Origin of the sequence: Meridianimaribacter flavus, from assembly GCF_004366715.1 — a bacterium.
In the GTDB taxonomy this organism is placed as follows: Bacteria; Bacteroidota; Bacteroidia; order Flavobacteriales; family Flavobacteriaceae; genus Gaetbulibacter_B; species Gaetbulibacter_B jejuensis.
Genome location: NZ_SOQZ01000002.1, coordinates 20,272 through 44,260, shown reverse-complemented (window position 1 = coordinate 44,260; position 23,989 = coordinate 20,272). Strand labels below are relative to the sequence as shown.

21 protein-coding genes are annotated in these 23,989 nt (G+C 32.6%); 6 read left to right on the top strand and 15 right to left on the bottom strand.

Annotated features, from left to right (window positions below; translation table 11 throughout):
• Positions 1–9: 9 nt before the first annotated feature.
• The 6 genes from serB to A8975_RS04975 all read right to left on the bottom strand — a co-directional run bounded on the left by serB (position 10) and on the right by A8975_RS04975 (position 6,080).
• Entirely contained in the window at positions 10–1,233 is a 1,224-nt protein-coding gene (gene serB, locus A8975_RS05000) for a phosphoserine phosphatase SerB (protein ID WP_134198903.1), read from the bottom strand.
• A gap of 91 nt (positions 1,234–1,324) precedes the next feature.
• The gene (locus A8975_RS04995; RefSeq protein ID WP_134198902.1) at positions 1,325–1,810 is read right to left on the bottom strand and encodes an ABC transporter ATPase; all 486 of its coding nucleotides are present in this window, start codon (positions 1,808–1,810) and stop codon (positions 1,325–1,327) included.
• 17 nt (positions 1,811–1,827) lie between these two features.
• Positions 1,828–2,622, bottom strand: coding sequence for a (Fe-S)-binding protein (locus tag A8975_RS04990; RefSeq protein WP_134198901.1), 795 nt, complete (start codon positions 2,620–2,622; stop codon positions 1,828–1,830).
• Between the two features lie 9 nt (positions 2,623–2,631).
• On the bottom strand, positions 2,632–3,942 hold the full coding sequence (locus tag A8975_RS04985; RefSeq protein ID WP_134198900.1) for a (Fe-S)-binding protein: 1,311 nt from the start codon (positions 3,940–3,942) through the stop codon (positions 2,632–2,634).
• A gap of 12 nt (positions 3,943–3,954) precedes the next feature.
• The gene (locus tag A8975_RS04980) at positions 3,955–4,905 is read right to left on the bottom strand and encodes an MlaD family protein (protein ID WP_129760017.1); all 951 of its coding nucleotides are present in this window, start codon (positions 4,903–4,905) and stop codon (positions 3,955–3,957) included.
• Between the two features lie 53 nt (positions 4,906–4,958).
• Positions 4,959–6,080 (bottom strand): N-acetylmuramoyl-L-alanine amidase, encoded by a 1,122-nt coding sequence (locus A8975_RS04975; protein WP_134198899.1) that lies wholly within the window; start codon positions 6,078–6,080, stop codon positions 4,959–4,961.
• 88 nt (positions 6,081–6,168) lie between these two features.
• Here A8975_RS04975 and A8975_RS04970 point away from each other — a divergent pair, with 88 nt between their 5' ends.
• Together A8975_RS04970 and A8975_RS04965 are read left to right on the top strand one after the other, a co-directional pair.
• Positions 6,169–8,934, top strand: coding sequence for a putative LPS assembly protein LptD (locus A8975_RS04970; protein ID WP_134198898.1), 2,766 nt, complete (start codon positions 6,169–6,171; stop codon positions 8,932–8,934).
• A 10-nt stretch (positions 8,935–8,944) separates the two neighbouring features.
• Positions 8,945–9,325, top strand: coding sequence for a RidA family protein (locus tag A8975_RS04965; protein WP_134198897.1), 381 nt, complete (start codon positions 8,945–8,947; stop codon positions 9,323–9,325).
• A gap of 994 nt (positions 9,326–10,319) precedes the next feature.
• Here A8975_RS04965 and A8975_RS04960 read toward each other — a convergent pair.
• The 4 genes from A8975_RS04960 to A8975_RS04945 form a co-directional block, all read right to left on the bottom strand.
• Positions 10,320–10,742, bottom strand: a complete 423-nt coding sequence (locus A8975_RS04960; RefSeq protein WP_134198896.1) for a hypothetical protein — start codon at positions 10,740–10,742, stop codon at positions 10,320–10,322.
• 3 nt (positions 10,743–10,745) lie between these two features.
• On the bottom strand, positions 10,746–11,177 hold the full coding sequence (locus A8975_RS04955; protein ID WP_134198895.1) for a multiprotein-bridging factor 1 family protein: 432 nt from the start codon (positions 11,175–11,177) through the stop codon (positions 10,746–10,748).
• The gene (locus A8975_RS04950; protein WP_208325357.1) at positions 11,170–11,562 is read right to left on the bottom strand and encodes a hypothetical protein; all 393 of its coding nucleotides are present in this window, start codon (positions 11,560–11,562) and stop codon (positions 11,170–11,172) included. The genes A8975_RS04955 and A8975_RS04950 overlap by 8 nt, the downstream gene beginning before the upstream one ends.
• Before the next feature lie 378 nt (positions 11,563–11,940).
• Positions 11,941–12,273, bottom strand: coding sequence for a hypothetical protein (locus A8975_RS04945; protein WP_134198893.1), 333 nt, complete (start codon positions 12,271–12,273; stop codon positions 11,941–11,943).
• A 150-nt stretch (positions 12,274–12,423) separates the two neighbouring features.
• Here A8975_RS04945 and guaC point away from each other — a divergent pair, with 150 nt between their 5' ends.
• The gene (gene guaC, locus A8975_RS04940; protein ID WP_134198892.1) at positions 12,424–13,464 is read left to right on the top strand and encodes a GMP reductase; all 1,041 of its coding nucleotides are present in this window, start codon (positions 12,424–12,426) and stop codon (positions 13,462–13,464) included.
• A 30-nt stretch (positions 13,465–13,494) separates the two neighbouring features.
• Here guaC and A8975_RS04935 read toward each other — a convergent pair whose 3' ends face one another.
• The 5 genes from A8975_RS04935 to A8975_RS04915 all read right to left on the bottom strand — a co-directional run bounded on the left by A8975_RS04935 (position 13,495) and on the right by A8975_RS04915 (position 21,341).
• Positions 13,495–13,857, bottom strand: a complete 363-nt coding sequence (locus A8975_RS04935) for a methylglyoxal synthase (protein ID WP_131506624.1) — start codon at positions 13,855–13,857, stop codon at positions 13,495–13,497.
• Between the two features lie 12 nt (positions 13,858–13,869).
• Positions 13,870–14,730: an N-acetylglucosamine kinase gene (locus tag A8975_RS04930; RefSeq protein WP_129760009.1), complete on the bottom strand. Its 861-nt coding sequence runs from the start codon at positions 14,728–14,730 to the stop codon at positions 13,870–13,872.
• Between the two features lie 59 nt (positions 14,731–14,789).
• Positions 14,790–15,791, bottom strand: a complete 1,002-nt coding sequence (gap, locus tag A8975_RS04925; RefSeq protein ID WP_134198891.1) for a type I glyceraldehyde-3-phosphate dehydrogenase — start codon at positions 15,789–15,791, stop codon at positions 14,790–14,792.
• Between the two features lie 16 nt (positions 15,792–15,807).
• Complete coding sequence (gene pfkA, locus A8975_RS04920) at positions 15,808–16,794, bottom strand: 6-phosphofructokinase (protein ID WP_131506622.1); 987 nt, start codon at positions 16,792–16,794, stop codon at positions 15,808–15,810.
• Positions 16,795–16,934: 140 nt separating this feature from the next.
• The gene (locus A8975_RS04915; RefSeq protein WP_243832947.1) at positions 16,935–21,341 is read right to left on the bottom strand and encodes a translocation/assembly module TamB domain-containing protein; all 4,407 of its coding nucleotides are present in this window, start codon (positions 21,339–21,341) and stop codon (positions 16,935–16,937) included.
• Between the two features lie 105 nt (positions 21,342–21,446).
• On the opposite strand from A8975_RS04915, the gene tsaD reads away from it, so the two are divergent.
• The 3 genes from tsaD to A8975_RS04900 all read left to right on the top strand — a co-directional run bounded on the left by tsaD (position 21,447) and on the right by A8975_RS04900 (position 23,988).
• The gene (tsaD, locus tag A8975_RS04910; protein ID WP_134198890.1) at positions 21,447–22,469 is read left to right on the top strand and encodes a tRNA (adenosine(37)-N6)-threonylcarbamoyltransferase complex transferase subunit TsaD; all 1,023 of its coding nucleotides are present in this window, start codon (positions 21,447–21,449) and stop codon (positions 22,467–22,469) included.
• 173 nt (positions 22,470–22,642) lie between these two features.
• Complete coding sequence (locus A8975_RS04905) at positions 22,643–23,281, top strand: peptidylprolyl isomerase (RefSeq protein ID WP_134198889.1); 639 nt, start codon at positions 22,643–22,645, stop codon at positions 23,279–23,281.
• 2 nt (positions 23,282–23,283) lie between these two features.
• On the top strand, positions 23,284–23,988 hold the full coding sequence (locus A8975_RS04900; RefSeq protein WP_134198888.1) for a 16S rRNA (uracil(1498)-N(3))-methyltransferase: 705 nt from the start codon (positions 23,284–23,286) through the stop codon (positions 23,986–23,988).
• Position 23,989: the final 1 nt, after the last annotated feature.

The following is a 23,989-nucleotide window of genomic DNA, read 5'->3' as shown; positions in this document are numbered from 1 at the left end:
ATTATTCTTCTAATCCAACAAGTCAATATGTCTGTCGTGATAACCCAATAAGTACAATACACCATCCAAACCAATACTAGAAATTGAACTTTGTGCATTATTTTTTACTTTAGGTTTAGCGTGAAACGCTATTCCTAAACCAGCAAGATTTAGCATTGGTAAATCATTGGCTCCATCACCAACAGCAATGGTTTGACTAATATCTATTCCTTCTTTTTTAGCCAATAACTGTAAGTATTCAGCTTTTTTATTGCCATCAACTATTTCTCCAAGATAACCACCTGTTAAGACACCATCTTTAATTTCCAATTGGTTTGCAAACACGTAGTCTATGTCTAGCTTTTTTTGAAGGTAATCTCCAAAATATGTAAATCCACCTGAAAGGATTGCTGTTTTAAATCCGTAGTTGTGTAGTGTATCAATTAATCGTCTTGCGCCTTTTGTAATCGGTAATCTTTCAGCAACGTCTTGTAGCACTTCTTCACGAAGTCCCTTTAATAGCTTCATACGTCTTTTAAAGCTTTCATTAAAATCAATTTCACCTTGCATAGCAGATTCTGTGATAGCTTTTACTTCTTCTCCTACACCAGCAAGTTCTGCTAATTCATCAATAACTTCAGTTTGAATTAAGGTAGAGTCCATATCAAAGCACACCAAGCGTCTGTTGCGTCTAAATATATTGTCTTCCTGAAAAGCGATATCTACATCCAAATCTTTTGAAATCTGAACAAATCTAGCTGTTAGCTCTTGCTTATCATCAATTTTTCCTCGTATTGATAACTGAATTGATGCTCTTGGATATTCTTCTTCTTTAACTAAAGAGGTTCTCCCTGTTAAACGTTTTATAGAGTCAATGTTTAAATTTTTATCAGAAATGATTTTGGTGACTTCTGAGATTTGTTCTGCTGCTAATCGTTCACCAAGAATAGTCACAATGTAACGGTCTTTACCTTGAAGGTTCACCCAGCTTTCATAATCTTCTAAAGAAATAGGTGTAAACTTAGCAGTGATATTAAGTTCATAAGCTTTAAAAAGTAAGTCTTTTAAAACTGCAGCCGATTTTTTACCTGTACCTATTTCAAACAAAATACCTAAGGATAAAGTATCATGAATATTAGCTTGACCAATATCTAAAACTTTTGCTCCATATTGTGCTAAAACACCTGTTAAAGCTGAAGTTAAACCTGGTTTATCTTGTCCTGAAATGTTAAGTAAAAAGATGTCGTTTGCCATTTGAACTATGTATCTCGTTAAAAAGAGAAGTAAAAATGACTAAACTATTTGAATTATAAAAGTTTTGGCGTGTAAAAACAAGGTTAATTTTTCAATTTAAAAATCGACTATGCCAACTCTCGCTTGCAGGTACTTCCCAACTGTCTTTAAACTCAGCAATGTTAGTCACTAAATTATTAAATACAATGGTGTTTTTAGACACAGCTTTGTCTTTAGCCATCTTTTTAAAGTCCATAAGTGGCTTGTATGCTATAAACTCTCCTTGTTTGTAAGACACATTCATTTTATCCATTAAATCTACATCGTACTGCTTTTCTAATTGCTGAATAAAATGCACTGAAGCATCAATACTACATCCTGATGCTTGATTAAAGTTTTGGTTTAATGCGATTACTATAAATCGTTTATAAACAATTTTGTATCCTGATTGAAGATTGCTTCCGTGAGCAGTCCAGTTTTGAATAAACTGACTTAATTGTTCTTCTAATTGAGCAAGCTCTTCGTCATTGAATGAACGGTTGGCTTGGTATATCCAAACTCTAGATTCGTCTGGTAATGTATCAAAATCTACTAGCATTTTTTTGTTTTAATTTATTAAAGCTCCTCGCTATTTGCTATGATTTCAACAATATCAAATACTTTAATATCAGATTCACGTTCTTTAGCTTTAACACCATCAGTCATCATTGTATTACAATACGGACAACCTGTAGCAATTATACTCGGATTTGTTTTAAGTGCGTCTTCAGTACGTAGCACGTTAATGTCCTTATCACCTTTTTCAGGTTCTTTAAACATTTGAGCTCCTCCAGCACCACAACATAAAGCAGTACTTCGGTTGCGTTTCATTTCTACTAAATCAACACCTAAACTTTTAAGTAGGTTTCTAGGTGCTTCATACACCTCGTTAGCTCTTCCTAAATAGCAAGGGTCATGAAACGTAATACGCTTTCCGTTTAAAGTAGAGTCACTTTTTAGTTTTAAACGACCAGAACTCATCAATTCTTCAATAAATTGAGTGTGGTGTAATACTTCGTACACACCACCTAATTGAGGATATTCGTTTTTTAAGGTGTTATATGAATGTGGACACGCAGTTACTATGCGTTTTATTTCGTAAGCATTAAGTATTTCAATGTTAGTCATTGCCTGCATTTGAAACAAGAACTCATTTCCTGCGCGTTTAGCTACGTCTCCAGTATTGCTTTCTTCGGTTCCTAATACTGCAAAATCAACATTGGCTTTGTGAAGTACTTTAACAAAAGCTCTTGATATTTTTTTTGCTCTATCGTCATAACTACCAGCAGATCCAACCCAAAATAAAATTTCTGGTTGTTTACCTTCTGCCATATACTCTGCCATTGTAGGCACTTTTAGTTTCTCGCTCATACCCTAATATTATTCTTCGTTAGCCCAATTTAAACGGTCCATTTGGTTATATGGCCAAGGTGCTCCATTGTTTTCAATATTGGTCATCATATTATTAAGCTCCATTGGAGCAGCACTTTGTTCCATTACTAAATAACGTCTCATTTCTATAATAATTGATAATGGATCGATACTTACAGGACACGCTTCTGTACATGCATTACAAGTTGTACATGCCCAAAGTTCTTCGGTAGAGATATAATCTCCTAAGAGTTGTTTTCCATCATCTTTAAATTCACCTCCATTAGCATCGATATTTTTACCAACTTCTTCTAATCGATCACGAGTATCCATCATGATTTTACGAGGCGATAATTTTTTTCCTGTTTGGTTAGCAGGACATTCGCTTGTACATCTACCACACTCAGTACATGTATAAGCATTAAGTAGTTGTACCCAGTTTAAATCTTGCACATCACTAGCACCGAACTTTGCAGGAACCTCGTCTTCTGCGCCTTCTTCAGGTGCTGCAAATGGATCTGCATTTGGGTCCATCATCATTTTAACTTCGTTAGTAACTGCTTCTAAGTTGTTTAATTGTCCTTTTGGATTTACTTTTCCGTAGTAAGTGTTTGGAAATGCAAGTAAAATATGTAAATGCTTTGAATAGTATAAGTAATTAAGGAACACTAAAATTCCTAAAATATGCAGCCACCAAGCACTACGCTCTATAATATGCAATGTAGATTCTGCTAATCCAGAAAACAAAGGCGCTATGTATTGACTAATCACATTACCTGAATTCATATCTTGAAAATGAACATCGGTAGCATTCATAACTAAAAATAAAGTCATCAATACCATTTCAAAATATAAAATGAAGTTACCATCATTTTTTGGCCAACCTTTCATTTCAGATTTCCAGAAACGTTGTAGTTTAATAACATTTCTTCTAACCCAGAATATTACAACTGATACAAATACTAATGCTGCTAATACTTCAAAAGTGCCTATAAGAACACCATATAAAGTTCCCATTTTTGAAAATAGGCGATGCGTTCCAAAAAGTCCGTCGATAATTATTTCAAGTACTTCAATATTGATAATTACAAAGCCTACATATACAATAACGTGAAGTACACCTGCAATTGGACGTTTTACCATTTTGCTTTGCCCTAAAGCAATCATGGTCATATTTTTCCATCGTTGTGATTTATTATCGCTTACATCAACATCTTGTCCTAGTTTGATGTTACGAATAAGTTTTTTGACATTTTTTGCAAAAAATCCTATTCCAAGAATAAGTGCTATAGCAAAAAGTATGTTTGGTATAAATTGCATAGTAGAAATAATCTAATTCATTTGTTCTTCAGTAGGTGCTTGGTAAGGGATTTCCTTTTTAGATAAAATACGTCTGTATCGTGCAGGATGTAGTTTTATATCTAATAGCAATAACTCCATTTCTTTTGAAGCGCCTTCTAAATTTTTATATAAAGCATCGTCTTTTAATAACTTACCAATAGTACCTTCACCATTATCTATACTAGCCAACACGCTATTGAGTCCGTTAACGGTTTGTTGTAAATTCTTTAAGGTTGCACCTAAATTGGCATCGGCAACTGAATCGGTTATTTTTGACAAGTTATTGGTTAAGTTTTCAGCATTGGCTAACGTACTGTTTAAACTTTCTTGATTGTCTTTTAATAATTTGTTTATGGTTTCAGACGTGCTTTTGAAAGAAGAAATGGTTTGGTTTAAACCAGCAATACTACCTCTTAAATTTGCTTTAGCTTCTTCATCAAACACATCATTTAAATTAGACAGTAACGAATCTGCACTCACCATCATAGTTTCAATTTTCTCTTGTAAAGGAGTTAAACGCTGATTAACCAATTCAGATAAACCACCTTTAACACTAGACTCTAAATACGAACCACTTTTTGCTATTTCGGCATTATCAAACGCTGGTATAATTGCTACTCCTTTTCCTCCTATTAAACCTAAATCGTATAGTTGAGCTTTACTATTTTTAGAAAATTTAAAATCATTGTCAACAAGTAATTTTACCAATAATTTTCCTGATCCATCATCAGTAAAAGAGATATCTTGAACCTTACCTACACTAAAGCCATTAATGGTTACAGGCGTAGAAGGTGCAAGTCCTTCAACATTATCATAAACAGTATAATAGGTTCTTGAAGAATCTAAAAGATTTTCACCTTTTAAGTAATTGAATAAATAAATAAACAGAACAATTCCTGATATGACCAGTATAGCTGTTTTAACTTCTCTTGATATTTTCAATGTTCAGTGTGTTTGGTTACACAAAATTAATGATAAATATATAAAGAATGTTTCTAATTAGAGGTACTTTTAATAGCTTCTGAAACATCTATTTTGTTTCCGTCTCTATAAGCTACTATAAAGCAGGTAGTATAGCCTTTAGCTTTAGCTTCATTTTGAAGTCTTTGCACTTCGTTATAATCTGAAGTATAACCGTAATAATATTTATACAAGCCATCTTCCTTTTTTCTAGAGATATTATCTAGTCCCTTAAAGTTGTAAGGTTTAGGCTCTAGTTGTCTAGAACTTGCTGCTATTTGAACTTTAAACACAATATTTGGGAAGACTTCTTTAGTCTCTGGTATGGTTTCGTTTTCTATAGGTGGTAGTTTATCTGGTAATTTATCAGAAAAAATACTTTCACCTACATTTAATGATAATTCATCTTTATAACTTAAAATAGCATCTCTAATACCTATAGCCATTGATGTTTGACCACTAGAGGAATTTAAAAACTTTCCTTCAGGTTTATAGGTTAAAAAACCAACTTCAATTAACACACTTGGCATATAGGTGTTGTGTAACACCCAAAGACTAGCTTGCTTTACGCCTCTACTTTTTCGTGACAATTTCCCAGAAAAATTATCTTCAATAAGTCTTGCTAATTTAATACTGTTTTCAGTATATACTTCTTGTATTACACCCAAGCCTATTGATGACTCAGGAGAATTAGGGTTAAACCCTTCGTAGTGTATTTCATAGTTAGCTTCTAAGAAAATTACTTCGTTTTCTTTTTTAGCAATTTCAAAGTTTCGTTGCGTATTTGCTGCTCCTAAAACAAACGTTTCGGTGCCATTTGCACTAGAGTGATGTGCATTACAGTGAATAGACACAAACAAATCGGCATCTGCTCTATTAGCAATGGCTGCACGTTCACGAAGCTCAATAAAAACATCTGTTTTACGTGTATAAATTACTTTTATGTCTTTATGTTTTGATAACTCCTTACCTACTTCTAAAGCAATTTTTAAAGCGATATCTTTTTCTTTATAACCACTTCCTAAATTACCAGGATCATGACCACCATGACCAGCATCTAAAACCACTACAAAATGGTCTTTATCCTTTTGAAATGCGTGTGCAGGTGTTAAATAAACTATAAATAATACGATTATGGAAAATATGTACGTTCTCATATGTGTTTAAACGGCTGACTAACTTGGTTTATTTTAATTTTTAAATTTTGGTCGAATTAACTGTAATCACAAAAAAATATATGTAATTTTGGCAATTCAAAAACCGAGCCATACTTTTACAAAAATACATTTAAAAGCATTGCGTACAAACATCTTTCAAATACTTTTTACCCTAAGTTTTACAGTGTTTATTAACACTTTGGGCTTTTCTCAAGATTTACCAAAATCTACCGAACCCATTACTCCAAAAACTGAAAGAGATACTTTGTCGCTAGTATCGGACTCTTTATTTAGTCAACCTTTAAATTTAAAAGAAAACGACTCCATTACTTCTGATAGTATTCCTAAGAAAAAGGAGTTTTTATCCGGTAAGGTTAACTATAAAGCCAAAGACTACGTATCTATAAACCAAAAGGAAAACAAAATATATCTCTATAATCAAGCAGAAGTGTATTATGAAGATATGGAAATAAAAGCTGGAGTTATTGTAATTGACTACAATAAAAATCTAGTGTATGCAGGCCGATTAAAAGATTCTACAGGATATAGTCAAGCTCCTGTGTTTAAACAAGGTCAAAATGTTGTAGAACCTGATTCTATTATCTTTAATACCGATTCTAAAAAAGCATTAATATTTAATTCCAAGACTGAACAAAGCGGAGGAACTATTATTGCTGACTTAACTAAAAAGGAAAACGACTCAGTATATTTTATAAGACGCGGTAAGTTTACCACTTCAGAAAATCTTGACGACCCTGAATATTACTTTTTAATGCGTAAAGCTAAAATTGTACCTGGTAAAAAAGTGGTAACAGGTCTTACCAACATGTTTATTTATGATGTGCCACTACCTATTGGTTTGCCTTTTGCTTACTTCCCAATGACTAAGAAACAAACGTCTGGTGTTATTTTTCCTTCGTTTGGAGAACAGAATGACAGAGGGTATTTTGTACAAAATGGTGGTTACTATTTTGCTATTAATGATTATGTTGATTTAGCAGTTTTAGGAGATTATTACACTAATGGTAGTTACGGAATGCGAATAGAATCTAACTATGCGTTGCGCTACAAGTTTAGAGGTAACTTGAGTTTTAGGTATGAAAACCTAATTAGTAGCGAACGAGGATTCCCTGATTATTCAAAAACTTCGGTTTACAATATAAGATGGTCACACTCACAAGATGGAAAATCTAGCCCAAGTTCGCGTTTTTCGGCTTCTGTAAACTTAGGTAGTAGTAGATATTATCAGCAGTCTATTAATCAGTTAAACTCGTCTAACTTTTTAAATAACACATTATCATCCTCTATTTCATATTCAAAATCTTTTCAAGGCGAGCCACAAGTAAATTTGAATATGACTGCGACACACTCGCAAAACACCAACACTCAGCAAATCAACATGACATTACCTACGTTTCAAGGTAGTGTGAGTAGAATTTATCCTTTTGAACCTAAAGTTGGAACTAAAAAAGGAATTATAGATAACATCAACTTTCAGTATAATGTAAGAGCTGAAAACAGAATTCAAACTACCGATTCGTTGTTCTTTAAAAAAGAAATGTTTGATGATGCCAAAATGGGTGTACAACACAGTATTCCGTTAACCACAAACTTTAAAGTGTTTAAATACTTTAGTATGAGTGCCAGCACAAATTTTGAAGAAAACTGGACCTTTAATACTGTTAGAAAATACTACGATGCAGCTCTTGAGGAAGAAGTAACTATTCAAAAAAACACCTTTGATAGTTTTAGGACTTATAATTTTAGCACAAGTATTGGTACTACTATTTATGGTATGTACGATTTTACCAAAGAAGGAAAGGACACTAAAATTCAGGCGATACGACATGTTATGCGACCATCAATAAGTTATAGTATTAATCCTGCTTTTGATCAATATTATGACACTTATGAAATTGTTGATGCAGATGGAACCACATCTAGAGAAGTAGAATATAGCAGATTTGAACAATCTATTTTTGGATCTCCTAATAAAAACTACGCAAGCTCAATGGGAATATCACTTTCCAACAATATTGAAGCAAAAGTAAGAGATAGGGATTCAACCAAAACAGAACCTAAAAAAATCATACTACTTAACAACCTTAATTTTTCTACGTCATATAATTTTGCTGCAGACTCTATTAAATTAAGTCCTGTACGTATGTCTGGTGGTACTCAAATATTCGATAATAAAATGAGTATTAACTTTGGAGCAACACTTGATCCTTATGCCTTAAACAATAACAATCAACGAATAGATAAGCTCAATATTAATAATGGAGGAAGTCTGTTTAGGTTAACTTCAGCAAGTATAAACATGAGTTATAGCCTTTCAAACAAGAGTTTTTCAGGAAAAAGTGATGACGATAATTCAAACGATAGAGCTATACAAGAGTCCATAAGAAGTGGTGGTCGTGCCGATGACCTTTTTGGTAAACCCGAAGATTTTGCAGACCAACGTTTAACTGATGATGATAGAGATGACAGAGAAGAAAAACCAAGCGAATTATACAACTATGTCATTCCTTGGAACTTGCGTTTAGCCTACGCTGTAAATTACTCCAACTCTGCTAGACAAAACGAAATATCATCACACTCGTTAATGTTTTCTGGTGATGTAGAAATTTCTCCTAGATGGACCGTTGGTGCGTCGTCTGGTTATGATTTTAAAAACAACGGATTTACTTATACGCAATTACGATTTGAAAGAGATTTATTGAGTTGGCGAATGAACTTTAGCTGGATTCCTTTTAGCACCAGAAGTTCATGGAATTTCTTTATTGGAATAAAATCTAGCTTGCTTAAAGACCTTAAATACGATAAGCGTAAACAACGTGACCAACAATTATAATAACTACGTTATGAAAACAATAATCAACACTACCAAAGCTCCTGCTCCTATTGGACCTTATAACCAAGCTACACTTGTAGGAAACACTTTATATACTTCAGGGCAAATTGCATTGCATCCTGAAACTATGGAGTTGGTTTTAGATGACATTCAAACCGAAACCAAGCAAGTAATGGAAAACATGAAAGCGGTTTTGGAAGCTGCAGATATGACCTTTGAAAACGTAGTAAAAACCTCAATATTCATTAGTGATATGAATAACTTTTCAAAGATAAATGAGGTATACGGAACTTATTTTAATCCAGACACTGCTCCTGCAAGAGAAACTGTAGAAGTTGCCAATTTACCTAAGTTTGTAAACGTGGAAATTAGCATGATTGCAGTGAAATAACACGAGGTTCGTTTAACGGTCTTGTGTATGGCTTGTTGCGGGAAATCCGCGAGGATTTTCCGCCGTAACCGAAAGATAGCAAATTGCAATGAATTCCGATTAGGAATTCAGCCACAATGAGCTATACACGTTGTTGGCATTTCGTTGTTTTTATTCAGACTATTAATTATTTGATTCAATTCCGTTTTTTATTTTTCTAGCGTTTGAGTGAATTCGGTCAGCGATTTATTCCGTAAACTTTTTCAATTCCGATTGAGTAAGCAATTCTGCAACTTGCTAAATTCCGCATATTATTCGGTTTTTAAATTTAATTTCCGATTCCACAATCTCTATTTTCCAAATAATATAATTACACTCTTTTAGATTTAAAGAATAAAATTATACCAATTAACAACAATATTATTCCAATTATGAAAAGTAAAAAAGCGATTACAGGTATGCATCCGTGTCTACAAGCCACAGTATTAACAATGTAATTGAGACGAAATATTGAACTTATAATAAAAAGTATCGAAATTATTATATAAACAAAGTGCTTTTTCATAGAATAAGTCAAATAGATTGTTGATGTTTTAAGTGTTTTTACCAATGAATGCTAACGCTGCGCTATGCGTAGTGTGGTTTTGGATTTTAAAAATAGTGAATTTATTCACAAATTTTTAAAAATACAGGTTAAACCACATCAAATTGCGTATAGCTATTGTTCTTGCACGTTTTCACTCGAAGTGCGGTTAAAGTCGATGTTATTTGATATACCTAGTAGCAATTTGGCATAGCGCAGCGTTCAAGCACATTTCCAATGGGGCGAGAATTGCGAAGCAATGTAGCAACATTGGTCGGCTTTAGCCGAATGTGCTTGAACGGTCTCGGCTATGAGTAGTTGCGTGGTTTAACACAAAACTTTGCAAGTACGCACCAAACTGAAAATCTGCGAGGATTTTCGTAAGTATGCGATTACTTACAATTACTTATAGCCATTGTTGGCTACCGTTTTTTATTTTTTTATTTGCATATTAGGGTTAACAACAGGTAAAATAGCTCCATTTAAGAATGTTCCCCTAAAAATTCCATACATAACACCTCTAACAGTAGAAATTGAAATAGAATTCAGCATTGTGACAACACCTTGAGGTAAACTTGGTGCGCTTGTTTTCTCGTCAAAATACTGTTTGAAATTCTCAACATAGTATAAGCAACTTGCATTAACGTGACCTAATTTATCCTTAGAATTGTTATCTAACACATCAATATTACAAGTTACTATAACTAATTCTCTTTCTAAATTAAAACTGTGCTGTGCCTGTAAGTCAAATCCAAATACCGTATTACCATCAATTTTATTTTTTGGTCTTATAATACTCGTATCAAGAATTTCGATACCTTTTATTTGAAAATTAAATGGTTTTTCTTCAGACATAATTTAAGCTTGATATTCTGTGCAATTATTATTAAATGAATTTGACAAATTAATTTGATTAGCATTTAAAATATAATCCAGACTGCTGTATGAATCAAATCCACTTGTTTTATTTTTTAATACTGGAAAACTAAATTCTATAGTAATTCCTTGTTCTGCTGGTTCAAAGAAATTAATCCCTAAAACTTCACCAATTTCTACTAAAGTGTCTTGAGTAAAATTATGAGTTCCACTTAGCCATTTAGTTATTATGCTTAGGCTTTTCATATTCAATGCCTCTAATAATTTGGTATTGTTCCAACCTTTGGCATCCATAGCTTTACGGATTTTTTCAGCATTAAGCATACGTTGTTCGATTTTTTTCATTTCTACAGGCGATATTTCTTCCAAAATATCGTCTATAAAGTCAAAATTCTCTTGTGCAGATTTATTCATAATTATAGTTTTCAATTGTTAAGTCACCTTCAAAATCTAAGCCATCTTCGCTAAACCAAATTTCTTTGTCTTGCATTTTTTCAGTAATTAGTTTTGATAAGTCTCTTAGGATAAAATTTTGTTTCTCTAAATTTTCATCTTCTTGGAAAGTTCTAATGGATTTTGGTTTGTGACCTCCACCTCCAAGTATTACAATTTGAGAGCCGTAACGAACACAATACAATCTTAAGTTACTGTCTTCTTTGTCAAACAATGCGCAAACGCCGTCTCCAGGGTTACCTTCGTACAATTTAAAAAAGTCCTCTCTCATACCAGTTTTAAACCCCATAGTTTTTAAACGTCCAACTATATCTTTTATTTCACTTTTAAATGAATTATTCATCATTACGAAATTTTTGAACGCTGTAATTTCTTCATCGTCAATTAATATAGTGTAAACAGAACCCTTTGGTCCACTGAATTGAGGTATTTTAATTAATTGACATTTCGAGAACATACGGCTTGCAAATATATAGTTATTTTACTTATAAGTGAAATATTTATGATTTATTTATATTTTAAAGTATTTTGATTTGCTACAAATGAAATTAATAATCTTCAAAATTTCTTAATGAGTAGAGTGATTTTAAATGGTTGCCAATAATTAGATATGAATTGTTTTAATAATTTATATCGAGAGTTAAACGAAGTTAGTTTTTTTATTTTTAAAATTCAATCTTAAAATTTCATGACATCAAACTTAACATTAATAGCTGTTAATAAATCACTCATAACTCTTTATTTCTTCTTCTAATTCTTTTTTACGCTTTAGTAGTTTACGCATTCTTGTCCTATCTTGAACTTTCCATATGATGTAACTAATAAAACAAATTGAAGCAAATACAATTACAAAAAAGACTACTAAATCATAATACGACACATTTAATTCTGCATAAAGCGGTTTGTCTTTTCCATAATTTGGAGCTACAAAAGAAGCTAAAGTTCCAAAAACAATAAATCTGTTTAAATTTCTTTTAAAAAAATCAGCATCTCGCTTTATGCTATCAATCTTATTTTTTGTTGCCAAAAGTGCTTTTTCCTTATAATATTTAGTCATATTAAAAGCTAATCTATTTGTCGATTACAATATTTAACAATGCCTAATATACATTTTATCGGTCTAACTTATTGTATAAATTGTTAATAAGTCAACCAAAAACATCCACTTGAGTTTTGTATTTTTGATAGTAACCCAATTATATCCATTATGCGCATTGAATATGAAATAAAACTAGGTTTTAAAGATGTTATGATTCGACCAAAACGTTCTACACTAAAGAGTCGTTCACAGGTTAATTTAGAAAGAGAATTTACCTTTTTAAACAGTAAAGTCAACTGGAAAGGCATCCCAATTATGGCTGCCAATATGGATACCGTTGGCACTTTTGATATGGCTTTGGCCTTGTCAAAACATAAATTGTTTACTGCAATACACAAGCACTACTCTATTACCGACTGGAACGTGTTTTCATCTAATGCACCAGAAGGTATTGAAGATTATTTAGCGATTAGCACAGGAACAGGACAACAAGATTCTGAAAAACTAGCTTCAATTTTAAATTTTAATCCGCAATATAAATTCATTTGTATTGATGTAGCTAATGGTTATTCTGAACACTTTGTTGATTTCGTAAAACGCACCAGAGACCAATATCCTGATAAGGTGATTATTGCTGGTAACGTGGTTACTGGTGAAATGGTTGAAGAACTGTTGCTCTCTGGAGCTGATGTTGTAAAAGTTGGTATTGGACCAGGAAGCGTTTGTACCACAAGGGTAAAAACAGGTGTTGGTTATCCTCAGTTATCTGCAATTATTGAATGTGCTGATGCTGCTCATGGTTTAGGTGGACAAATTATTAGTGATGGTGGTTGTACCATTCCTGGTGATATAGCTAAAGCGTTTGGTGCTGCTGCAGATTTTGTAATGCTTGGTGGCATGCTTGCTGGACACAATGAAAGTGGTGGCGAACTTATAGAACGCAATGGTAAACCTTATAAACAGTTTTACGGAATGAGTTCTTCTACTGCAATGGAAAAACATGTTGGTGGTGTTGCCGAATACAGAGCTAGCGAAGGCAAAACAGTTGAAGTCCCTTATAGAGGGAATGTAGAAAACACGCTACAAGATATTTTAGGTGGTTTACGAAGCACTTGTACTTATGTTGGTGCTGAACGCTTAAAGGAACTTACTAAACGCACTACGTTTATTAGAGTTGCCGAACAGGAAAATCAAGTCTATAATCCTTAATTTCTACACATAAAAAAGCACTTTATTAATTTAAAGTGCTTTCATTAAAAGTTCTGCTGTTGCTGGATTGGTAGCTAATGGTACATCATGTACATCGCATAAACGCATTAACATAAGCACATCAGGTTCGTGAGGATGTTTTTCAAGAGGATCTCTAAAAAACAATACCATATTACATTGTCCTTCTGCTACTCTAGCAGCAATTTGAGCATCTCCACCTAAAGGACCAGATAGCAGTCTTGTAACTTCAAAACCTGCTTTTTTTACTTTTTTTCCAGTGGTTCCTGTAGAGATTAAATTTATTTTCTTGCTTAATAATATGTCTTTATGCTGATTTAAAAACTGAACCATTTCAGCTTTCTTACCATCATGAGCAATTATTGCTATTTCCATTGTATTACTAAATTATGAAGCGTTTGTGTGGAAGTTAACCAAACCTTCAATTGGTCTTCTTTCAAAGTTTCCTACTTTAAAGTTTAACTCTTCAGCAACTTCTTTAATTTCATCTTGACAGAAAAATGCTATTGAACCTGCAAAATGTACAGGTGCAGTTTTCAACTCTTCTTTAAACTGAAGAATCATGTTTTTTGCAAATCTCCTAACACCTTTTTTTATTAGTTCTTTTATGTATTCAGAATCTTTATTAAGAATCATAAACTCAGCAAAATTAGCTAAATATGCATTAGGGTTTGGTTGCTTATATAAATTGTATTTGATATAATCGGCTTCTAAATTATACTTATCTCCAAAAGCCACTTTTATTTGCTCTGGCATATGATTATAATAATAATCTCGTATTAATTCTTTACCATAATAATTACCAGAAGCATCATCCATTAAGGTGTAACCTAATGATTTAACACGTTGATGTAATTCTTTACCATCGTAATAACTACAATTAGAACCAGTACCCATAATGCAAACAACGGCAGCTTCATCTGGAGTATTAATAGTAGCTCTTACAGCAGCCATGGTATCTTCTTTTACCTCTACATTTGCTTTTAAAAACAAAGAGCGTAATACTTGGGTAAGTAGTAATCTTGGGTTTTCTGTACCACAACCAGCTCCATAAAAATAAATGTCTGTTACTTGATCTTTAACAGTCATTAATTCTTCGCTAGCTTTAATAATCTTAAAAAGCTTTTTTTCTTTTAATATTGCTGGGTTGAGCCCTTTGGTCCTTATCTTTTCTAGTAATTGGTTACCATTGTTATCTACTGCTATCCAATCGCATTTGGTAGAACCACTATCAACAATTAATATCATAAATTTTATGTAAAAAAAATTCCGTAAAGCACTATAAACTCTACGGAATTAAATTATTATTATAACGAGTGTACTTTTTGAGCTAAGTCAACAAGTTTGTTGGAATACCCAAATTCGTTATCATACCATGATACAACTTTAAAGAATTTTGAATTTAATTCAATAGCTGCATCAGCATCAAATATACTTGTACGAGCATCACTTACAAAGTCTTGAGATACTACTAATTCATCAGTGTAACCCAACACACCTTTCATGTCTCCTTCAGACGCTTTTTTGAAAACAGCTTTAATTTCTTCTAAAGATGTTTCTTTTTGAGTACGAACAGTTAAGTCTACCACTGAAACATCTGCAGTAGGTACTCTAAATGCCATACCTGTAAGTTTACCGTTTAGTTTAGGAATTACTTTACCAACAGCTTTAGCTGCTCCAGTAGATGCAGGAATAATGTTTAATAAAGCACTTCTTCCGCCTCTATAATCTTTACGTGAAGGTCCATCAACAGTTAATTGAGTTGCGGTTGTTGCATGAACAGTTGTCATTAAAGCTTCTTCAATACCAAAGTTGTCGTCTAATACTTTAGCTAAAGGTGCTAAACAGTTTGTAGTACAAGAAGCATTTGAAACAATCTTGTGGTCAGCAGTTAATTCGTTATCATTAACTCCCATTACAAACATTGGAGCGTCTTTACTTGGTGCAGAAATTACTACTTTTTTAGCTCCAGCTTCAATGTGATAGTTAGCTGTTTCTAAAGTTGTGAAAATACCTGTACACTCAGCAACGATATCTACTCCAGCTTCGTCCCATTTTAAGTTTTTAGGGTCTCTTTCAGCAGTAATTCTTACTGTTTTTCCATCTACAACTAAGTTTCCATCTTTAACTTCAATTGTACCATCAAATCTACCATGAACAGAGTCATACTCTAATAAGTACGCTAAGTGTTCTACGTCTAGTAAATCGTTGATTGCTACAACATCTACATCTGGTCTGTTAATAGTTGCTCTAAAAACTATTCTTCCTATTCTTCCGAATCCGTTGATTCCTAATTTTAAATTTGACATATTCTTATTTTAAGGTTTAAGTGGTCATGATATCTGACACACGTAGTAATTCTAAATTAATTTTTGATTGTCCTTTTATAGCTTGGTCTAATGGTGTAAGTGCCATTTTATCATTGAGTAAACCAACCATGTAGTTTGATTTTCCTTCTAAAAGGCTTTCTACAGCTTTTACTCCCATTCTACTTGCTAATACTCTGTCAAAGCAAGAAGGTGAACCACCTCTTTGCATATGACCTAAAACAGATACTCGTACTTCGTATTCGGCTAAGTTTTCATCAACGTAGTCTTTAAGCTCAAATACGTTTTTACCTATTTTATCACCTTCAGCAACTACAACAATACTTGAAGATTTTCCTGAGCGCTTACTACGACGTAAAGACTCTAGTAAACGTTCTAATCCTAAATCTTCTTCAGGTATTAAAATTTCTTCTGCTCCTGCACCAACTCCAGCGTTTAGTGCTATATGTCCAACATCGCGTCCCATTACTTCAATAAAGAATAAACGGTTGTGTGAACTTGCAGTATCTCTAATTTTATCAATGACATCTACTACAGTGTTTAAAGCAGTGTCATAACCTAAAGTGTGTGAAGTACCAAAGATATCGTTATCAATAGTTCCTGGAATTCCCATTACTGGAAAATCATATTCACTACTAAAAATCATTGCTCCTGTAAACGTTCCGTCACCTCCAACAGCAACTAGCGCATCAACATTAGCTTCTTTAAGTTTTTCGTAAGCTTTTTTACGACCTTCTACAGTTCTAAATTCGTTTGATCTTGCCGATTTTAATATGGTACCTCCTTTGTTAATAATGCCTTTTACACTACGAGCATCCATTTCTTTAAAATCGCCTTCAATCATACCTTGATATCCTCTATAAATTCCTACACAATTTATATTATGATATGCACAAGTTCTAACTACAGATCGAATTGCTGCATTCATTCCTGGAGAGTCTCCACCTGATGTTAAAACAGCAATTTTTTTTATGTTTTTATTCATTAAATTCGACATTATAAAAAGTAAACTTAGCAAAGATATAGCAATAAAAATAAGGTTTCTGCAAATTTTTATCGGTATGTTAAAATTCAAACGATTTCGTTAACAAAAAAATTAAAAATGTGAAAAAGTGAGTTGAAAAATCAGTCGTTATTTTGCGAATCTGACTTCAAATTGATGTAATCTGGGAAGTTGTCGTCTTTCTTTTTTGGGCCATTATCAGATGTCTTTTTTGCATTCTTTTTCTTTTTATTCTTTCCAGAAAAAATAATGTTGATTAACTCTTTAAATGTATCAAATTCGACATTGTATGATAAACCTGCTCCTTGTGTGTATCCAATTTCTTCTCCAAAGTTTCTAATGCTGTTTTCTCTATTAAAAAACGTTGCCGAAAGCGTACCATCATCATTTAATAGTACTTCTATCTCAGCATCACCAGCAATTACTGTTTGGTTAACACCACCTATTGGCACACCAACCTTACCATTAAAGAATACTTTATCATTAATTTTAGTGCTTAATGTAAAGCCTAATCTATCATCTGTTTGATAGTCTGGAGTTTGCTCTCCAGGTTGAAGATTGACACCTATTTGTAGTTTACCATCTTCGTCTTCAAACAAGCTATTAAATAAACTGTTTACTCTATCTGCAATGGTACCATAGGCTTGTTGACCTAAACTGATTTCACTAGCAAATGCACCAAAAGACAATAAGTTTAAGGCTTGAAACTCTCTACTTTCTCTTGTTTCTAATCGATATTCTAACTCTGATTTAATTGTAGAGTCTACATTAGGAAAACTAAATGCAAAATTAGGTTCAGGTTGTTCCAATTGTCCTGTTAGGCTTATTTCGACATTTACATCAATACTTCTGTTAATTGGGTTGTCTAATAATACTGAAGGATTAGCAGATGTACTATAAATTGCTTTTAAGTCTATTTGTGCTTTCATTGGGTCGCCTTCCCAACGAATACTTCCGTTTGGTTCAACAACAAGTTCTTTTTGTATTAAACCTCCATAAGCAAAATTGTAAACACCTTTGTTTACCACAAAGTCTCCCCACATATTAAACTTACCATTGGTGTTTATTTCAAAAAATAAGTATCCGTTTCCTGAACCTTGAATAGTACTACCAGAGTTTCGGTCTATAACAATTTCAATATCAGCATCAGGAGTTACAATTAGGTCAAAATTGAGTTCCAATCCTTTTATTTCGGTCTCAACATACTCCTCTCCTTTTCTGCGTGCTTCCTTTTCTTCAGGACTTAAAAAGTGAATGTATGAGTTGTCTCCATAAGTTTCCAAGTCGTTAAGTGGTACTTTAAAGACAGTTCCTTTTTCGGTACTTCCTTCAAAGTCAATAACCAATTGGTCTGTTGGCCCAGAAATGCTTGCAAAACCTCTTGCAAATGCGGTTCCATAGTAAAGTGCTTCTTCGTCATCATCAGTATTTAAAACTAAGAAACGATTGGTTTCTAAATCTAGCCCTAGAGTCCAATCGGAAAAACTATTATGACCAATAAATCCATTAAGTGTTGCTTTAGAGAAATATTCAGAATCTGTTAAAACCACATCATTGAATATAAATTTTTGCTCTTTGAGCTCTACTTCAGAATCAAAATCAAAACTGTAATCTACATTTAAATAAGGGATACTCAATCCTGCATTATCTAATAACAATCGACCATTTATATCAGGGTTTTTGAGATTACCAGTTACAGTTGCTCGTCCTGTTGCTAAACCACGAATATTGGTAATAACACCTTCTCCAAAAGGATCTAGCGGATTAAGTAAAAATTCATCAAAACTTAAGTTTAAATCTATATATGATGAGTCGCCAACATCAATATTACCATTAGCCACAAAGGATTTTACATTATCATTAATAAGTTTAACATCAACCTTATAATTGGTTAGAGATTGATTTCCTGTAATGTTAGCACTTAAAGACCCTAAATCATAATCATTTGCCTTAAGGTTAGTGATGTCGAGGTTTGATGTTGGTAAGTACACACCATCTTCTTGTAGAATATTTACCTTTCCATTTACTAAACCTTCAAGGTTTAAACTATCAATTCTTGGTGTTATTTTTAAAAGGTCAACATCAGTAAATCCTAGGTTTATATTTTTGTAGGTAGAATCTCTAACCACACCTGACAACTCAATTTGCTCATTGTAATTATTCATTACTAGCTTTTCAATATCAAACTCTTTAAAGTCTCTATCAAAAACTATTTTATGCAGATTATCTTTTTCGTCATTAATATTCCAAGTGTTGCCTTTAAAAACGACATCTGATTTTCTAAATCCTATAACCGATTTGTTATTCTCATCAACAGTGTAATACATATTAAGGTCAAACTCATCTGTATTGTCCTTACCTCCTTTAAATTCAGATTTTACAAAAAGCGTATCGCGTTGTGTAACGTTAATTAAACTGAATTTAGACACATTATAATACTTTGTGTTGAGCGAATCGATTTCTACATAAGTATTAAATAAAGGGTTACTGTTATCGATACTTAACGAAATGTCGTTAGCAAAATAATCAAACAAACGTATTTGAGGCGACTTGAATGTTAGCTTAAAGCCTTTTTCATCACTCTCTACTCTACCTTTTACAAAAGTGTTCTTACCAAGTTCTAAATCGTGATAAAAGGCTTCAACTACTTTATTGTAGATTTTAAAATTAAAGTCCATGTACTGGTTACCTTCAATTTTATTAGGAACGTAGTTGGTATAAATACTTCCCACTGAATTTTCAACTAGCTTACCAATATCCTTAAACTTGAAATCGCCACTGATAGTACCTTCAATAATATCAGGAGAATTTATAGCTATTGTTCGTTTTTTATTTTGAAATGTAGATGAGATGTCAAAATCTTCAAAATAGTATTCGTCATTTTGATTGATGTAGGTGGTGTTTTTAAAATTTAAACTACCATAAGCATCATCAATCCCTGAACCTTTCATTGACATTTCAACATTTCCTTTAAATACTGAAATACTGTCGGACTTAATAAAGTTTAATGCATTAAGGTTTGCATACTCAACATTAGCTTTAAAATCTAAAGCTTTAATCTCATTAGATAAATCTGCTAAACCATCAAACGTGAACTTGAAATTTTTGTCAGTTGACTTTAAAAGACCATTATAAATATTATTCCCTAACTCTCCTGAAACGGTTATGTGTTGGTAATTGTAGTCGTTAAAATCCAATTCATAAATCTGACCTTCAATGTTGGTGTAAAGGTTTTTTAACGTAAATCCTTTTCCGTCCACATCAAGGTTAAATGAGGTGGTTTTTATTTCAGGATTATCTAGCAATTTTCCTAAATCAAAATCATTAAACACCACATTACCTTTATAACTCGCGTTGTCAATATCATTAACACGAGTCATTTCTAGATTGGAACTTATTTCACCCAAATCTGTATAAATATCTAAATCGGCATCAATAGTTGTAGATGTTATGTGAGATGTACCATTGATATTAAAATCTCCAAGTTTAGAAAATATTGAAGGAATAGACTCTCCTAATATATTTGGTAATAATGCTCTTAAATCGTAGTAATTTGATGAAAGGTTATCAAACTTTCCGTCCATTGAAAAGTTATCATCTTCGCTATTAAACAAGTTTTTAAAATTGATGTTTCCGTAAATTCTAGTACGCGAACTTGTATTAAGCTTTAGCTCTTCAGCATAAAGATCATTAAGTGTTCCTGACAAATCAACGGTAAAGTTTGCTTTTTGAGAAACACCAAACTCGTTATAAAATGTATTAAGGTCGTTTAAAAACAGCTCTGAATCTTCAAAATTTGCAGTGACATTCACCTTATCGGTAAACTCTTGTAAATCTTCACGCTTATAATCAAATCGTACATTTCCGTTAAGATTTGAGTTTTCAGTTTTTATACTCAAATCGTTAAACGACATATGGTCTAATGTGTACTCAAAATTTGTAACCATATTTTGAATTGACAATCCTCTACTATCTCTAAACGATAAAGTATTGATTCGAGCACTTACATCACTTGCATCAATCAAAAAGTCAGTTGCATTAATGTTAAGGTTATCAAATTCAAGTATTTTTTGGTTTTCCTTGTTTTCATCTAGCATTCTAAACGTACTATTATAAATAGACACGTCACTGGATGAAAGTAAAAATCCACTTTTTTCATTACTAGGATTTTCTTCATCAAACCTTGCAACAAACACATCTAAATTAGTTTGGTCTTCGCCTTTGTAAGTTTTTATATTAAAGGTAAGGTCAATAATATCAATATCTCCAAAGGCAAGTTTGCCATTGTAAAGATTTCTAAAATTAATGATTGATGTGTTTAATTCGGCAATATTAATAAGCGTATCTTTTTTGTAGTCTTCAACATAAATATGCTTTAACTCTACATCTCCATTAAACTGTAATCCTACTTTTTCAATATTGATATTTGTACCAAATTCTTCGTTAACCAGTTTTGTTGCATGTTTACCTAAACGCGTTTGTACAGCAGGAATAGAAAGTATCAACACCAAAATGATGAACAATAGCAAAAGAATTGCCAGGAGCTTTGATACTATTTTTAAAAATTTTTTGATACGTTTTAAAGTTATAACTTTGAAGCCAAAATTAACAATTATTGTGCCTAATTTATATTAATGGCTTCACAAAATATTTACATACTAGCAATTGAGTCATCTTGTGATGATACAGCAGCTTCGGTTATGCTTAACGGAAGGATTTTAAGCAATGTTGTTGCAAACCAAAAAATTCATGAAGAATATGGAGGTGTTGTACCAGAATTAGCCTCGAGAGCACATCAACAAAATATAGTTCCTGTTGTACAACAAGCACTAAAAAAAGCAGGTGTTGAAAAATCTCAGCTTAATGCTATTGCTTTTACTCGTGGTCCTGGTTTAATGGGCTCGCTACTTGTAGGAACCTCTTTTGCAAAGTCATTGGCTTATGGTTTAAACATTCCTTTAATAGATGTTAACCACATGCAAGCACATATTTTAGCTCATTTTATTGATGAAGAAGATTTTAATAAACCTGAATTTCCGTTTTTAGCAATGACCATTTCTGGTGGACATACACAAATTGTAAAAGTGTCTAACTACTTTGACATGGAAGTTATTGGAGAAACTATTGACGACGCTGTTGGTGAAGCTTATGATAAAAGTGGAAAAATATTAGGCTTGGGCTATCCTGCTGGTCCTGAAATTGACAAAAGAGCACAACAAGGAAACCCAAAAGCGTTTAAGTTTACCAAACCTAAAGTTGACGGATTAAACTTTAGTTTTTCTGGTCTTAAAACTGCAATTCTTTATTTTATTCAAAAAGAAACCAAAGCAAACCCAAATTTTATTGAAGAAAATCTCAATGATATTTGTGCGTCTATACAATATACTATTATTGGTATTTTAATTGATAAACTGAAATTAGCCAGTAAAGAAACTGGTATCAAACACATTGCTATTGGTGGTGGTGTGTCTGCAAATTCTGGCATACGAAAAGCACTAAAAGATGGCGAGAAGAAATTTGGCTGGACTACCTATATTCCAAAATTTGAATACACCACAGATAACGCTGCAATGATTGCTATTGTTGGGCATTTAAAGTTTTTAGAGGGTGAATTTTCACAAAACAATGTTGTTGCCTCTGCTCGATTAAAACTATAAATCATGCAAGCTACTTTTAGGATTTTTGAACTTTTTAGTTTTGATTAGTTTAAAATAAAAAGTGGCTCAAAATCAAGTTATAAACAATCAATTCTTAAAAACTTAAAACCTAAGACCTTTTATGTTTCAACAATAGGTTTAATTTTGAACTGAAACCTTAACAATCCTACATTATGACAAAAAACTTACTGTGTATTGCATTTGGCTTTTTTACAATGATTGCTGTTGGGCAAAATAGCATCGAAAAGAAATTAGATTCTATTGAAGATGAAACGCTTGCTACCAAATTTATTGAAAGCAATAAAGCGCTTAAAGGAAAAATTATAACCTTCAATAAAGAAAAACATAATACCAGGTTAGCCAAAGATCTTTTTAAGCTTAATAAAGGTGGAAAAAAAGTCTATAAAAACGAAATGGATAAAACCCATTATAAGGTTATTGAAAAACAAGAGATTCCGTATTATAGAGTGAGTTATATTTTTCTTGATGGCAATAAAAAATCAATGGAAGATATTGATGACATGAGAGCTGATATTATCTCAAAATACAATGAAGGCTACCGTTTTAAAGACCTTGCAAAACACTACTCAATGGATGATAATGCAAAACGTGGAGGTGATTTAGGGTGGTTTACACAAGGTGATATGTTTCCAGAATTTGAAGATCAAATTATTAATGGAAAGCATAGTGTAAATGATATTTTTTCAGTTGATGTGCCAACTCAAAACGCTTATTACGTAGTCGTAAAAACGTATGACACTAAGCTTATTGAAGAAATTAAAGTGCTTAAAATTACCGAACCAACTTACTAATAATGCAGTTATTTTATAATCCTGAATTAACTGAAGACGCTGTTCAAATTACGTTTCCAAAAGATGAAAGTCGCCATATTATAAAGGTATTGCGAAAATCGGTTGGAGATGAACTCCATATTACCAACGGAAACGGTTATATATTCACTGCCAAAATACAGGTAGCAGATATAAAAAACTGTATGGCAGAAATTATATCTAAAACCCTACAGCAAAAACACAACTACAATTTGCATTTAGCGGTTGCTCCAACAAAAATGAATGATAGGTACGAGTGGTTTTTAGAAAAAGCTACCGAAATAGGAATAGACACCATCACTCCTATTATTTGCGACCATAGCGAACGTAAAGTCATAAAATCAGAGCGTTTTGAAAAGATTATTCAATCTGCTACAAAACAGTCGTTGAGTGCTTTTATGCCAAAATTAAATGACGCTATATCGTTTAAAAGCTTCATTTCTCAAGAGTTTAACGGACAAAAATTTATTGCACATTGTGAGGAGCTTGATAAAAAATCTTTAAAAGACCTTTTAAAACCAACTCAAGACATCATTATACTTATTGGGCCAGAAGGTGATTTTAGTGTTAAAGAAATTGAAATGGCACTTCAAAATAATTTTATTCCTGTAACTTTGGGAGACACAAGATTGCGTACAGAAACTGCTGCAATTGTAGCTTGCCATTCTGTAGCTTTTGTAAATCAATAAT